General features: G+C 59.7%; 11 protein-coding genes and 5 pseudogenes. 6 read left to right on the top strand and 10 right to left on the bottom strand.

Going from position 1 to position 13,689, the window contains the following annotated elements:
* Positions 1–98: 98 nt before the first annotated feature.
* The gene (locus AACY31_RS19020) at positions 99–689 is read right to left on the bottom strand and encodes a TetR/AcrR family transcriptional regulator (RefSeq protein WP_339482149.1); all 591 of its coding nucleotides are present in this window, start codon (positions 687–689) and stop codon (positions 99–101) included.
* A 129-nt stretch (positions 690–818) separates the two neighbouring features.
* Here AACY31_RS19020 and AACY31_RS19015 point away from each other — a divergent pair.
* From AACY31_RS19015 to AACY31_RS19000, 4 genes and pseudogenes are all read left to right on the top strand, one after another.
* Positions 819–944, top strand: a pseudogene (locus tag AACY31_RS19015) (Lrp/AsnC family transcriptional regulator); the annotation flags it as partial.
* A gap of 139 nt (positions 945–1,083) precedes the next feature.
* Positions 1,084–1,602: a transporter suffix domain-containing protein gene (locus AACY31_RS19010; RefSeq protein WP_339482150.1), complete on the top strand. Its 519-nt coding sequence runs from the start codon at positions 1,084–1,086 to the stop codon at positions 1,600–1,602.
* Between the two features lie 73 nt (positions 1,603–1,675).
* Complete coding sequence (locus AACY31_RS19005; RefSeq protein ID WP_339482151.1) at positions 1,676–2,806, top strand: HlyD family secretion protein; 1,131 nt, start codon at positions 1,676–1,678, stop codon at positions 2,804–2,806.
* The gene (locus AACY31_RS19000) at positions 2,796–3,869 is read left to right on the top strand and encodes a DUF2955 domain-containing protein (RefSeq protein ID WP_339492100.1); all 1,074 of its coding nucleotides are present in this window, start codon (positions 2,796–2,798) and stop codon (positions 3,867–3,869) included. Before AACY31_RS19005 ends, AACY31_RS19000 begins: the two co-directional genes overlap by 11 nt.
* Positions 3,870–3,889: 20 nt before the next feature.
* Here the strand turns inward: AACY31_RS19000 and AACY31_RS28995 are convergent.
* The 5 genes and pseudogenes from AACY31_RS28995 to AACY31_RS18985 form a co-directional block, all read right to left on the bottom strand.
* A pseudogene (locus AACY31_RS28995) lies at positions 3,890–4,228 on the bottom strand (ATP-binding protein); the annotation flags it as partial.
* A gap of 518 nt (positions 4,229–4,746) precedes the next feature.
* Positions 4,747–5,035, bottom strand: a pseudogene (locus AACY31_RS28990) (response regulator transcription factor); the annotation flags it as partial.
* A 258-nt stretch (positions 5,036–5,293) separates the two neighbouring features.
* Positions 5,294–6,343 (bottom strand): annotated as a pseudogene (locus tag AACY31_RS28985) (sensor histidine kinase); the annotation flags it as partial.
* 1,294 nt (positions 6,344–7,637) lie between these two features.
* Positions 7,638–8,810, bottom strand: coding sequence for an ABC transporter substrate-binding protein (locus tag AACY31_RS18990; protein WP_339504967.1), 1,173 nt, complete (start codon positions 8,808–8,810; stop codon positions 7,638–7,640).
* A 210-nt stretch (positions 8,811–9,020) separates the two neighbouring features.
* Positions 9,021–9,632, bottom strand: coding sequence for a LysE family translocator (locus AACY31_RS18985; protein WP_339482157.1), 612 nt, complete (start codon positions 9,630–9,632; stop codon positions 9,021–9,023).
* Positions 9,633–9,730: 98 nt separating this feature from the next.
* On the opposite strand from AACY31_RS18985, the gene AACY31_RS18980 reads away from it, so the two are divergent.
* Positions 9,731–10,183, top strand: coding sequence for an Lrp/AsnC family transcriptional regulator (locus AACY31_RS18980; protein ID WP_339482158.1), 453 nt, complete (start codon positions 9,731–9,733; stop codon positions 10,181–10,183).
* A 38-nt stretch (positions 10,184–10,221) separates the two neighbouring features.
* Here the strand turns inward: AACY31_RS18980 and AACY31_RS28980 are convergent.
* From AACY31_RS28980 to AACY31_RS18960, 4 genes and pseudogenes are all read right to left on the bottom strand, one after another.
* Positions 10,222–10,628 (bottom strand): annotated as a pseudogene (locus AACY31_RS28980) (LysE family transporter).
* Between the two features lie 565 nt (positions 10,629–11,193).
* Positions 11,194–11,679 carry an AAA family ATPase gene (locus AACY31_RS18970; RefSeq protein ID WP_339482160.1) on the bottom strand — a complete coding sequence of 162 codons (486 nt, stop codon included), beginning with the start codon at positions 11,677–11,679 and terminating at the stop codon, positions 11,194–11,196.
* Positions 11,680–11,763: 84 nt separating this feature from the next.
* The gene (locus tag AACY31_RS18965) at positions 11,764–12,588 is read right to left on the bottom strand and encodes an EAL domain-containing protein (protein WP_339482168.1); all 825 of its coding nucleotides are present in this window, start codon (positions 12,586–12,588) and stop codon (positions 11,764–11,766) included.
* 344 nt (positions 12,589–12,932) lie between these two features.
* Positions 12,933–13,316, bottom strand: coding sequence for a hypothetical protein (locus AACY31_RS18960; protein ID WP_339504965.1), 384 nt, complete (start codon positions 13,314–13,316; stop codon positions 12,933–12,935).
* Positions 13,317–13,489: 173 nt separating this feature from the next.
* On the opposite strand from AACY31_RS18960, the gene AACY31_RS18955 reads away from it, so the two are divergent.
* The coding region (locus tag AACY31_RS18955) for a DotU family type IV/VI secretion system protein (protein WP_339504963.1) at positions 13,490–13,689 on the top strand (200 nt) is incomplete at its 3' end.

Below are 13,689 nucleotides of genomic sequence, written 5' to 3'. Positions count from 1 at the left end.
GTGTCGGAACACAGGAGAACCGTGAGCCTGCCCCCCCCACGGCCCCAGCTTTTACTGGAGAAGGGACGACCCATAGGCAATGGGCTGAGTGAAGCGATCTATTCAAGAAATCGCCGGATCATGCGCATCAGCGTCGGCGTATAAGCTTTGAGCTTGAAATCCCGGTCCAGCACAGAACGAGAGACCGCGCCGTCGATCAGCGCGATTAGCCAGGTTGCCGCGACTTTCGGATCCAAGGTCGCATCGATCTGACCTTGGGTGACCCCACGCTGGAGAAGCGCGACCAGATCACCCTTGATCGAAGCCTCGCTGACAGCAAACAAGGCTGCCATTTCAGGGTTGCGCATGGACTCGGCAACCACTTCAACGCCGATCTTGGCGTAGATAGGATCGGCGCACTGCTTCAAGAGGTCTTTTACCAACCGCTCAACCGCCACAATGGCATCGGGTTCATCGGCCAGTTGAGCAAAGCGCTCACTCATTTCGCGCCGGTCCTCCTCCGCAATGGCCTCAATCACCGCCTGCTTATTGGGGAAATAGTGAAACAGGTTGCCAGGGCTCATGCCCGCTGCCGCACAGATTTCGTTGGTCGATGTGCCGCGAAAGCCTTTTTCGGCAAAGCACATGATCGCTGCTTCGAGGATTTGGTGCAGCTTGGCCTGGTGCTTCTCAGGATCAACTTTTCTCATTTTTTCTCCGTAGAGGCAGGTGTTGATGTTCGCCCATTCATTAGACCGACTACTTAGTCTAGTATTTAAAAAACCCCAGGCACAGTCAAGCGACAATACGAAAGGTCAGTTTTCAATCAGCGCCAACACACCAAGGACAGCAACAGTTTCAACCGGCTCCACGCCGAGCAATTGCTTGACCTGCCCGGGGTTCGTCAGATTCGCTCGTTCATGGGTTTGCGCCAGGTCTTGTCGACACCCCACATCCCCCTTTGAGGCTCCACTCAGAGCGAGCAGGCATCGGGGGGCATGCGCAGAAAGCCTGACAGGACTGAGTGCGTTGGCAATCCAGCTGCTAAGCTCAATTTCGCTCCAGCCTCTAACCAATACCAACGTAAAAGAAAGGTAAGACAGCATGGCCACGACACAGTCTCCGGCAACGTCCGCGCAATGGCGCTTCAAATTAGGCATCGCCATTCTTTGTCTAATGCTCACGTTGTGGTTGTTGGTGCCGCTGGCAGCGGCCGCGGATGTGCCCCGCTCCACCATCGCCGCTATCACCGGCGCCCTGTTCATCGTCAACAAGGTGTTGTTGCTGCTGGTGATCGCCGTGATGGGCAAGGCGGGTTTCCAAGAGCTCAAGCAGCATGTGTTCAGCTATGTGTCGGGCCTTGTGCCCAGCGCTGAGCAAGAGGTAAGCGTCACCCGCCACCGTATTGGCCTGGTGATGTTCTGCTTACCGTTGGTGTGTTCCTTTCTCGAACCCTATGTCGACACCCTTGCGCCCGGTCTGCGCCCCAATAGCTGGGCATTGCAACTGCTGGGCGATGCACTGTTGGTTGGTAGCTTCTTTGTACTGGGTGGCAATTTCTGGGAGAAATTGCGCGCGCTTTTTATCCGAACCGCACGGGTCACTGCCTCCGACCCGGTCTGAGCCAACGCCCGGATCGCCTCCCCCCGGCGCGCTGTCAGTTGTTCTTGAAGCGCCATGACTTACAGGTGCCGATATGCCCGAAACACAGAACTCTCCCGTTTCCGTCGAGCCTGAGCGCCAAACTGAACCGCCTCTTGAGAAGCCTGCGCCAGCCAATCCGCTGCGGCGCATTGCACTAGGTGTGGCGGTTTTGATCGCCGTGCTGTTCACCCTCTCCATTTTTATGGAACGACGCACGCCCTCGACGTCGCAAGCCGTGGTGCAAGCCTATGTCGTGCAAATGGCTGCCGAGGTGGGTGGTCGTGTGACAGAAGTTGCGGTGCTCGACAATGCCCGGGTGAAGACTGGCCAGGTGCTGTTTCGTATCGACCCGCAACCCTACAAGCTTGTCGTCAGCGAGGCCGAAGCGCGGCTGGAAGAAACCGGACAGGCATTAGGTGCCAGCACCGCCTCGGTGGATGCCGCCCAGGCACAGTTGGTGTCGGCGCGCGCGCAGCGTGACAACATACGCGAGCAAGCCCGGCGGGTGAACCAATTGGTCGAGCGCGGTGTATTCGCCCCGGCGCGCCAGGATGAAGCCAAGGCCTCGCTGAGCTCCGCCGAGGCGGCCGTGAGCAAAGCCCAAGCCGACCTGGAACGGGCGCGTCAGCAGTTAGGGCCCAAAGGCAACGACAACCCGCAATTCAAGCAAGCCCTGGCCGCACTGGAAAAAGCCCGGCTCGACCTGGTGCGTACCGAAGTCATTGCCCCCGCCGATGGCGTGATCACCCATCTCCAGCTCGCCGTGGGTCAGGTCGTCAGCGCTGGCCAACCGGCACTGACCTTCATCGACAGTGGCACCGTATGGGTGTCTGCCGCCTTCAAGGAAAACAGCCTGGAGCATGTGCAGGCTGACGACCCGGCGGAACTGGTGTTCGATGTATTGCCAGGTCGCGTGTTCAAGGGCCGCGTTGAAAGCGTCGGCTGGGGTGTCGCGCAACAGGATAGCAGCAACGCCGCCCTGCCCTCGGTGCGCAACGAGAGTGGTTGGGTGCGCGATCCGCAGCGCTTTCCGGTGCGCCTGCTCGTGGAGGAACCGCACCCGATCGGCCCGCGCTACGGCTCGCAAGTGACCGTGGTGATCTACACCGATGACAACCGCATGACGAACGCGCTGGGGGCATTTATGACACGCCTGGGCGCCTGGCTGAATTATGTCAATTGATGGGCAAGCTGCGCTGGAGCTGCTGCGAATAAAACGCCAGGGATTGCGCGTCGCCCTGGCAGCGACCGTGGGCTTGTGCACGGGTCTGGCCCTGGGCAACATCCTGCCTTTTCTCGCGCCCTTGTTCGCCATCCAGTTCCTCTTGGCCAGCCGCCGCGCACCAGCGTTGTCTCAGGGATTGATAACGTTGCTGGTGAGTATGCTGACCGGCGCACTGCTGGTGTGTATGACCGGCATGCTCGGTGAGCGGCCGTGGGTGCTCCTGACAGTGCTGTGGCTGTTTTATTTCGCCTGTTTTACCGCGCAAGGCCAACAGCTGGGCGGCGCGGGGCCGGCGCTGATGCTGGTCATTGCCATTGTGGTACCGATGCTCGATATCGTGCAGCGCGATCTGGGCGAGTCCATCGTGCTAGTGCTGGTCAAGGCGCTCAGCCTGGGTTTGCTGCTGACTTGGGGCGCCCATGCGCTGCTGCCCGACCCTGCTGGTGAATACACCGACCAGCAAATCGCACAGCCGCGCGAGCTGACTCTGGTGATTCACCAGGCCATGTCCAGCGCGGCGATTCTGCTGGCCATGGTTGCCCTGTGCCTGAGCGACCCGCGGCTGGCCACGGCGATGGTCGTCCCCATCACGGTGGCCTCGTTGCTTAGCCAGTTTTCGCTAGGCATGAGCAGCCGCACCGCCCTTGGCCTGGTGATGATCAACCTACTGGGCGGGGTGGTGGCTTCCCTGGCCTTTACCCTGTTCGAACTGCGGCCGACCTTGTGGCTGGTGGCGCTGATCCTGCTGCTGGTAAGCCTGCTGTTTGCCGGCAAAGCCGCCATCGGCAACACCGCTGGCAAAGTATTCGGCGGGGGGCTCATGACCTTCCTTATTCTGTTCGGGCTTGGTGTATCACCGTTGCCCACAGAAACGCCCCAGCTGTTTTCCACCCGTATCGCCTACGTGCTGTTTGCGGTTGTCTATGCTATTGGCCTGGCCGCGCTGCTGTGGCCAAGGGCGGGCGTTATGCCGGCCGAGGCGGCCAACGCCCATCGCAACCTATCGTCCGTCGACCAGTAGCATCCGAGGTCCACTGTTCATCATTTACTCAGCGGAGCATCAAGGGGAATATCGAGGATAAAGGTTGCGCCCTGTCCTGCCCCGTCGCTGCGCACGCTCAAGCTGCCCTCCATTTCCTGTGCGGCCAGCGCGCAACTGTGCAGGCCGAAACCGTGACCGTCTTTGCGCGTCGTGAAGCCATGGGAAAAGACGCGCCCCATGTGCTCAGGCGCAATCCCATTGCCGTTGTCGGCCACCGTGATACGCAATATTGACCCGTCAGCGAGAGACGCGCCGAACGTCACGCATCGGCTGCGATCGATCACGCCGTCCAACGCCTGCTTGGCATTGTTGATCAGGTTCACCAGAATCAGCAGCATCCGGTGCCGGTCCAGCGGCAGCAGGGGCAAATCGGCAATGTCCTTGACCACCGTCACCTCCTCGCGCGCCAGTAATCCAGCACTCATGCGCAAGGCATCGTCGATCAACTCTGCGACCGGCACTGTCTCAACAATACTGACGGCGACGGCATAGGACTGCTGGGCAGCGACAATGGTTTTGATGTGGTCAATGCCCTTGGTGAGCTGTTCGAGTTCTTCGATGATGCCCTGCTGCTCTTGCGCCACCACTTTCGCCAGCTTAAGCAGGTAGTCGGGCAGCATCTTTCCCTTGTAGTCTTTGGTGAGAAAATCGCTCAGGTCATGGACGTGATCGTTCATCATTTGCGCCACCTTGCCCAGCCCCTGGGCTTTGGAGGTGCGCATCTGGCTGCTGACCAGTTCTGCCGATACGTTCACGCTGTTGAGGACGTTGCCGACGTTATGCAACACAGTCGTGGCGATTTCGGCCATACCCGCTTGACGGGATTTTACATTCAGTTCAGTTTGCACCCGGCTCATGCGCAGCGCCGCGCGTACGCGTGCCTTGAGTTCCAGCGGCGAGAAGGGTTTGGCGATATAGTCGTCGGCGCCACTCTCCAGCCCGGAGACGCAGGCCTCGCTACCGCCGCGGGCGGTCACCAGGATCACGGGCAAATGGGCAAAACCGGCGCTGGCTTTGATTCTGGCGGTCAGGCCGAAGCCGTCGAGCTTCGGCATCATCACATCCGAGACGACAACATCGATGGGCCGACGCTGCAGGAGTGCCCAGGCCTGCTCTCCATCAGTTGCGGTGGCGACGCTGTAGTCGTCGCGCAACAGCTCGCGGAGATAGCCAAGCATTTCCGGGCTGTCATCTACCACGAGCACTTTGGATCGCAAAGCGTGTTCCGAGTGCTGCTCGTCCGCGTCGTCCATCGGCGCCCGGTCATTGCGACTGCCAAGGCGACCGTCGTCGAAACGCAGGTGGCGCTGCTCGGTTGTGCTTGCTGTGCTCGGTGACGATCGCTCGTGCATATTGCTGACTTCGGTCGGTACAGTGTTTTGCTCAGTCCCCAGCGCAAGTCGAACAAAGAAGCACGAACCCCGTCCGGGCTCGCTGTTGACGCCGACTTCGCCCTCCATCAGTTCGACCAGATCCTTGACCAGGGCAAGGCCGATGCCGGTGCCGCTGTAATGGCGCGTGGCGGAATTATCGATCTGGGAAAATCGCTGGAACAGCAGCGGCAGTTTGTCAGGCGCAATGCCAATTCCCGAGTCTTGCACCGCGAGCTCGAATCGCTCGCCATCAATCGCGGTCACTGCCAGGTGCACGGTGCCGCCAGCGGGCGTGAACTTGATGGCATTGCTCACTAGGTTGAGGAGAATCTTCTCGAAATGTCGGGGGTCCAGGAACACCGTACCAAGCGTGGGATCGATGCTGCAGGTCAAGGTGCAGCCTTTGCCCTCGGCGACCATGGCGGCATCCTCGGCCAACACACCCACCGTCTTGTTCAAGTCAACTGGCATCGGACACAACTCGAACTTGCCCGCTTCGGCCTTGGAGAAATCGAGGATGTCGTTCACCCGGTTCATCAGGCGCAGCGCGTTGCGTTGAGCCCGATCGACTTGCACATGCCAGTCCGCAGGCGGGATGGTCGCCGCCGAGAGTTGCTCCAGGGGAGCGAGAATCAGGGTCAGGGGGGTGCGCAGTTCGTGGCTGACCGTGGCCACGAAATCGCTCTTTGCCTGGTTAGCAGTCTCGGCCTGGTTGCGCGCCTGAATGAGTTCGACGGCCTGCGCCTCCAGCACTTCGGTCTGGTGATGCAGCGTGTCGGTCCGCTCGGCGACCATTCTCTCCAAAGAGGCCTGGACTTGCTGTCGTTCGGCTTCGGCCTCGGCCTCCAGCACCCGGAGGCGCTGGGCATTCTCCTGGAACACCCGTACGGCGCGGGTCATGATGCCAATCTCGTCGCCGCGTTCGGCGCTGGCGATCTCGGCGTTCAGGTCGCCGGCCGCAAGCCGGCGCATGGCCGAGGCCAGCGCCACGATGGGCTGGGCGATGAATCGCGACGTGCTCCAGGCGATGGCGCCGGCCAACAGGATTGCGACGCTACCCGCAAGTATCGTCGCAAGCATGCCGCGATCATTGTGGACCAAGGCGTCGGCGCGCGCCTGGCCAGCGAAACGCGCCACCAACAGACCGGCGCTCCGTGCCTCGTTGCGAACCTGGTCGCGCGCGCCGATCAAGGCGCTGCTCGCCTGATGGAACCTGGCGAATGCCGCCCGGTAGCCGGCAACCTGATCGGTGACAGTCAGGGGTGTGACCTTGGCTTGCAACCCCACGGACGACGGGAGAACACGAGAGAGACGGGTAAGCTCGTCCAGGATGCCGCCGACCGAGCCGGCGACCTCGGCCGAGGGTGACAGGCGAAACAACAGGGTCTGCGCCTCCAGGGTGGCAACACGCTCGGCAAAACGCTTGGACAACGCGGCGGCATTGTGCAGCAAACCGGTTGCAGCCTGAATGTCGCTTGCGTCATGGACAACCTGCCCGTCCACTTCAGCCAGCATTGCCTCGAGGCGCTCGACCACATCCCCGACGGTGACGAGCTGCCGCAAAGCCTCGTCTCCCCGGAGCTTGGGCGCCTCGCCAAGGTGCTCGACCGCCAGGCTGACCGCCGCGACCGCCGTCGCCAACTGGCCCACGTTCTCTCGCTCCTGCGGCGCCGTCATCAACTCGCGCAATTGCTCGACCACGGGCGGGAGTGCCGCGCTGGCGTTCCGCGCCGCGATGGCGGCCGCCCCATTACCGGTCACCAGCATCTTGGCCACATTGGCGATGATGATCCGTTCGCCGTTGCGCAGGATATCCAGAATGCGATGAGCACTTTCGATGTTGCTCTCCCGCGCCTCGTGCTCAGCGGCGCGGACATCAACCCCCTTCAGCCCATCGGCGATGCCCTGTTCGACGAGGATCGTCGCCTCTCGCATCCGGCTGTAATGGGATGTCATGTTCTCCGTTTCACCATCCATGGTCAGGGTCGCCACCCGCAAGGCAGCGATCGCCGCGGCGAGCCTTTCCAGGCTGCCCTTGAGCGATTGCGCTTCTGCCACCGCAATGGTGGTGAGGCCGGCGATAGCCGTCGCCACCATGCCTTCGGCCTGGGACAGACTTTCCTGGTCGCGGGTGGCGATGAAGTTTTCCACCCGCCCCGTGGCGCCGTTGACCGAGGCCAGAATTTCCGCGGAATGGCTGGCGGAATCCACCGCACGCACCATGCCTCGCAGGCCATAGAGGTTCACCAGCGATACCACCAGCATCAGGAACACGAGTGCGGCGACCGCCAGGCCAATCCTGACGGCAATGGGCCTGTCCGTGGAGGGTTTGAATGTCAACATGGTGCCTCGCCTCCTCGCTCCACGCCTGCCATTACGGCTTCGTCACCTCCGGCAAAGGCGTCGGCGACGCCGTATTGCTGGCGGCCGCGTCGATCATCGCCGCAACGGAAGCCTGGCTGTAGAGAGGATTGGCAGCGCCGCCCACCGGCATCGTGGCGAGCCAGGTGTCCAGGTCTTTCGAATCGATACGCACCAGCGGCACTTCGACGAACGTCGGCACCTGCTTGCCCGCCAGAATCTGCTGGGCCACCCAGAAACCCACCTGGGAGACGCTCGGGGAAGCGGAGACAGAGACCGTCTCGTAGCCATTGGCATCGCGCTCCTGTTTCCACAGGGCGAGTTCGTCCTGACGGTTCCCCATCACGATGATTGGCAAAGGGCGTCCCGCCGCCTTGAAGGCCATGGCCGCGCCATAACCGTCGCCGCCCTGAGTCGCGACGGCATCAATGCTGGGCAGCGACGGCAGCGCCAGGGCCACCTCCTTGCGTGCGACAGAAGCCGTCCAGCTCCCGTATACCGTCTTGGCGAACTTCAGGTCCGGATAGTCGCTGGCGGCCTTGCGAATGCCGTCGCTGATGTTCTTATCGGTGGCATCACCGGCAATGCCGCGGATCTCCAGCAGCATCCCGTTCCCCTTGAGGCGTTCGGCGATATAGTCCATTTCCACGCGGCCCATAGCGGACCAGTTGTAGTCGACGGTATAGACGCAGGGTTCGGTGACCAGGCTGGCCATGACGACCACCACGATGCCGGCGTTGCAAGCATCGCGGATCACCCCGTTGAGGGCCGTGTCGGACGCGGCCAGGATGACGAGGGCGTTGACGCCCTGAACGATCATCTGCTGGATATGGGCCGCTTGTTCCGACGCCGAGTTATTGGCGCTGACCACCGGCGCCTCGCGGATCAAGCCATCCCTTTGCGCCTGGACCGCAATCTCCTGCCAGTTGCGCACCATTACCTTGCGAAAATCGCTGCCCGCGTAGGAGTTGCTGAAGGCAATGCTATAGCTTGCGGTAGGGCCGCTGGCGATGCCGCCGTCGACAGCGTGGGCTGGATTGACAGCAACCAGCGCCAGCCCGGTCGCGCAGCCGGCCAAGCGCCAGAAGATTTTTTGGGTGATCGAAATACGCCGATGGACACGCGCTACCAGACTGCGTATTCGACCATTCAAATAATGGAACGGGACATTAAGAACCAGACACATACAGACTCCTTTCCTTGGTGGGCGACAAGTGAAACCAGTACATTGCCTGCAGTGGCAATGAGCATAGTCTCAACGTGCCCGCTTCGCGCGGCCATGGAAGGATTTCACCAGCTGAGCGATACACAAGGTCACATCGGCTACGACACCTGGGTGGGAGGCGTGGTATCTGAACGCATGCCTACACATTGCGCACAAGCCCATCCGCTACGGTTATGAAAGGGCCAACCGCAGAATCGCAGGCATCGTAGTCAGTATCAAAATGATGGACATAGAGACGTTGAAGGCTAACGAATAGCTGGGGCGCGTTAGCACCTGGCGTAATGCAGCCCCACCCACTGCCCAGATTCCCACGCATAGCATCGACAGAGCCGCCAATAGAGCACCTGCTATGCATAGGTTCAGGACATGGTTTTCGACGGGTATATACGTTGCAGATGCGCTAATTGAAAGCGCCCACGCTTTCGGATTTATCCACTGAAATGCCGCACCCGCTAATAGCCCCATTGGAGGCCGGCTGTCTTGACCGATTTCCAGCGGGCCGCTGGTTGCAATTTTCCAGGCCAGCCAAAGAATATAGCCTGCGCCGACAACGCCAAGCGCTGTATGAAAACCTGGCGCCGCGTCAAATAGGGTACCTAGCCCCAGTCCAAGCAGCACGAACTGCAAGCTGACTCCAAGGGCGATACCACTGACCAAGGGCATCGTTCGCATCACGCCAACCTTCGCACCTGAAACCAGCACCATGGCGTTATTAGGGCCCGGTGTACCGGTCATTACTATGGCAAAAATCATGAATGGAATGAGGAGCGTGAGATCGGTCATGAAAAGGGTAAGCCTGGTTGGGAAGTGCGGAAATTTTATAGCGCCGCGCACGCACAATGGTTGCATAATGACGAACAAATTCAGGACAAACACAACTAATGACCGAACTCGATCAAATTGACAGGAGGATATTGCGCGAGCTTTCGCGAGACGCTCGCCAGACCAATTTGAAGCTGGCCGAACGAGTCGGGCTGTCTCCCTCCGCCTGCCTGAGAAGGGTTCAAGAACTAGAGCGATCTGGGGTCATCACAGGCTATAGAGCAGTCATCGATAGATCTCGCCTGGGAGCAGGGTTTGTGGCCTACGTGACCGTAGGCCTCTCCAACCACACGAAGGACACCCTTCGGGCTTTTGAAAAAGCGATCTGCGCCTGTCCGGATGTGGTTGAGTTTCACACTGTCACCGGGACGTTTGAGTATCTGCTGCGTGTCGAGCTGGCGGATATGAAGGCTTACAAGACATTCCACAGTGAGGTCTTGGGTACGCAGCCGCATGTTTCGTCGATTACGAGCTACATCGTAATGGACACACCAAAGAACGACCGTGCCTAAGCTTGGAGACCGCGGGCGGCCATACATAGAGCGTCGGCTCAAGCCGGATTGGAAACAGCCAACTTGAGCCCAAACGCGACAAAAACACCGCCCGTGAGCCGGTCAAGGGCCTTCAGGGCCGCCGGGCGCTTCAGGAAATTGCTCAGCGGCACCGTCGCCGCTATCAGAATGCCGAACCAGGCCAGCGTCAACAGCACGTGTAACACCGCAAGGAAGAAGGAGTAACGGCCACGCTCGCGCCACTCGGGACAAACTGGGGGAGGAGCGTGATGTAGAAGACACCTAACACCAGACACCCAAGCCCAATACCGATAGAGGCCATCGCCGCCGAACGTCGTCCCACAGTCGCTGTAGCGCGAAGCACCATGGCTGTGTCCACGCCGGGGGTAACCGTGAGCACTGACGCAGCAGCGATGAAGGCAAGCAGCAGGGATAAGTCGCTCATTTGGATTTCCATGGCAGTCGGCAGCCGTACGGCTATTCACTCTCATTAGCGACTTCGGAATGTCTGGTTCTACTCAGCCTAGGCCAGACATCAGTTGCTCAGTACCGTGCATAGGGGAAAGCCTTAACCCGCCCTCCAAATCGATAGTCCCTGCTCTTTTCTTTAGGTCTCTCCATATCCCTTGCCTCCTCCCGGATCTTGGTCAGCGTGATGAGAACCTGACGCCGCCCCTCCCGCCTGCGTCATAACGTAGTCGACGGTTAACAGGATTGATCGCCTTCGACATGAGGAACTTGCATGCAAGGTGAACCCGACTTTCAGCGCCCTGTTTAAATTCAATGACCTACGGCGGGCGGTGATGCCAACCTGCCTGTACATTTTTTGAGCGCCCGTTAAAACGCTCTGCCTACCTGGCATCGGCGTGGTTATCCACAGACATACTCACGGATTTCTTGGATAACTGGATGGGATCAGAGGCGCTCCTGTCGTAGTGACCCCACGGATTCGATGCCCCGTATTTTTCGAGCTGCAAGCCCGCCTTTAATGCCCCGACATTTTCAACGGATCACGTTCGGTGTATGACAATATCTAGCCCTTCCGCTTGGTCTGGTGCACGAAAGTAGCTCGTGATCAGGTCGAATTCAGCATCAGTGGCTGCGAAATCATGCTCGGCACGCGCATTTCTGTGGTGCAGCCTTTGACGGCAGATGTCATCTTCCACTTCGATGTAGTGAACACGGTGAGGGACTTTCGCAGCGTCAGCCAGGCTGCGTAGCCAATGACGATCTGCTGGGGTGTTGGCAGGACAATCGAGAACCACCGAAGTCCCCGTCGAGAGCATATCGATGACCAGCGGCCCCAGGACATCCCGGATCCGGTGCGCATGCAGGATGTAGTCCGCTACCGATTTGATCTGATCAGGGTAAAGCTTTGAAAGCCAGTGATCTTCGCTCAACAAAATGGCTGAATGCTCAGCCTTTAACGATCGGGCCAGCGTGGATTTTCCCGAAGCAATCTTACCGCACAAGAGGTGGAGTACAGGCGTGGGCATGGGACGTGTCCTTAATGTCGAGGCCCGATAATGGCCCATCGAATATCATGGACACAATGCGGTGAATGGCAGATGGGCAACGGCCTAGCAGTGTTCACACCCATCAGGAGACATGATGAAGGGCTTGGACACATCCCCCCAGTCAAAGCATCCAGCCGGGAGATGACCGACCTCGGGCCTTGCATACAAATATCCCTGCATCAGCTCGATCCCCATGCCTAGAAGCGTCGAGCTTTCTTCACGGGTCTCGACACCTTCGGCGATGACCAGGATATTCAAGCGCCTGGCAACCAGGATGATGCCTTCGACGATTGCTTGTTTGACCGAGTCTCGATCGATACCTCGGGTCAGTGCCATGTCAATCTTCAGCACCTGCGGCTGGAACATGGCCAGCAGGTTGAGGCCCGAATAGCCCGCGCCAAAATCGTCGACGGCGGTAATGAAACCCTGGCGCTCATACTCCACGAAAATCGATTTGAGGTGCTCAGGGTCTACCACCTTCTCGCCTTCGGTCACTTCGAACATGAGCCTTTCTGGCGGGAAATGGGTCAGGCGCGCCGTTTCCAGGGTGGCCCGGATACACGTCTCTGGCCGGTATACGGCGTTAGGCAGGAAATTAATGCTCAGCAAGCAATCGGGAATGTCCAGCAGGCCCAGCCTTGCGGCTTCCTCGATAGCTTTCACCCGGCAAGCCTGGTCGAATCGATAGCGATTGCTGTCGTTCACGAGCCCTAGGATGTGGCCAGCCGACTCGCCATTGACGCCTCTGACCAACGCCTCATAAGCAAACGCAGCGCGTGTCCGGACGTTGAAAATAGGTTGGAAGGCCATGGTGAAATCAAACCCCAACGCCTCATGGTTGCGGCATTCGGCGCAGCCAAGCGATTGGAACGGAGGGCGTTTCGTCATGATCAATATTCCGTGGCGGTCGTGATACATTCCTGCGGTTACAAGGAACTGTAGCCGACACCATCTGAGTCGGCGCGGGCCGAAGTTTCTGAAGCGCTCTCGGCCCCCAACGCTCATCCTGGGCGGTACGGAATGCTTATCGAACTGTGTTGGGGGGGATGATCTCAACACTCGCGCTCATGCCTGCCGCCCGTTCAACGCCGGTGACACCCTATCGATAGGGATACGAACCGGGAGCCGCTGCGCAAGACGCGCCCAGGTAAATGTCGCCGCCACATTTGGCAGGCCGAGATGACCTGGCGAATCGTTAACGTTCTCTATACCGCGACCGATGCGCCCGTTTTTCAAGTCGTCTTCCTCGCCCATGAAGGAGGCGGCCTTGGGAGGGCGGCGGCGCGCAAACGTCGTGCAACCGGATCGGAGCGACTCAACCGCTGCAAGGCCACCGCATGCAACGACGCCGCGGGAGCTACCACACCATCCGTCTCCCACACCCAGCGCAAAATGTCGTAAACGCTCTGCTCGGCCCAATCCATAAGAGGCAGCACGAGATCGGACGAGATCGCCAAGAGAAGTTCCCGACGCGCCGGATCAATCGGCAGACTCAGGAGAAACGTATCGTCGCCGCGGTCGGTCTGCATGCCGGGCAAGGCAAAGTAATGAAAGTCCGGATCGGTGGCACGCACCAATTCGCCAAAAGCTGAAACCGAGAGGTCAAAAAGCGACAAGATTGTTGGCGCCGACTCCGAATTGACCCAGTTACCGAGATGTCACTGACCCAGCCTGATTCCTCGCGAACCAATACTGTGTTGGATTTGTGCGGATTTGAAGATGGGTCAGTCTTGCATCGGCACGTGGAGCTATTCGGCATCGGCGTCAACACCCGGAGCAATACCGCGACGTGCTGCTGCTCATGTACCTGTGCTTGTGCCTGGGTTTCAAGGGCCAGTACAGCGTGCAAACCCAGGGCGACAAGGCCTTGCAGCAGTTGATCAGCAGATTGCAGGGCGTGATCAGCACGCTGCACGACCCGGTGCCTGCGCAGTTGACCCGCCCGCTGGACAATGTTGCGCCGCGCCACTACCAGATGAACCGGCAATG

Source organism: Pseudomonas sp. RL_105y_Pfl2_101 (assembly GCF_963970585.1).
GTDB lineage: Bacteria > Pseudomonadota > Gammaproteobacteria > Pseudomonadales > Pseudomonadaceae > Aquipseudomonas.
The sequence above is the reverse complement of the archived record's forward strand: the minus strand, read 5'-3'. Positions and strand labels throughout refer to the sequence as shown.

Excerpts from the sequence above, each read along its gene's own strand:
- AACY31_RS19020 (WP_339482149.1), bottom strand. The coding sequence starts at position 689 with ATGAGAAAAGTTGATCCTGAGAAGCACCAGGCCAAGCTGCACCAAATC.
- AACY31_RS19010 (WP_339482150.1), top strand. The coding sequence starts at position 1,084 with ATGGCCACGACACAGTCTCCGGCAACGTCCGCGCAATGGCGCTTCAAA.
- AACY31_RS19005 (WP_339482151.1), top strand. The coding sequence starts at position 1,676 with ATGCCCGAAACACAGAACTCTCCCGTTTCCGTCGAGCCTGAGCGCCAA.
- AACY31_RS19000 (WP_339492100.1), top strand. The coding sequence starts at position 2,796 with ATGTCAATTGATGGGCAAGCTGCGCTGGAGCTGCTGCGAATAAAACGC.
- AACY31_RS18990 (WP_339504967.1), bottom strand. The coding sequence starts at position 8,810 with ATGTGTCTGGTTCTTAATGTCCCGTTCCATTATTTGAATGGTCGAATA.
- AACY31_RS18985 (WP_339482157.1), bottom strand. The coding sequence starts at position 9,632 with ATGACCGATCTCACGCTCCTCATTCCATTCATGATTTTTGCCATAGTA.
- AACY31_RS18980 (WP_339482158.1), top strand. The coding sequence starts at position 9,731 with ATGACCGAACTCGATCAAATTGACAGGAGGATATTGCGCGAGCTTTCG.
- AACY31_RS18970 (WP_339482160.1), bottom strand. The coding sequence starts at position 11,679 with ATGCCCACGCCTGTACTCCACCTCTTGTGCGGTAAGATTGCTTCGGGA.
- AACY31_RS18965 (WP_339482168.1), bottom strand. The coding sequence starts at position 12,588 with ATGACGAAACGCCCTCCGTTCCAATCGCTTGGCTGCGCCGAATGCCGC.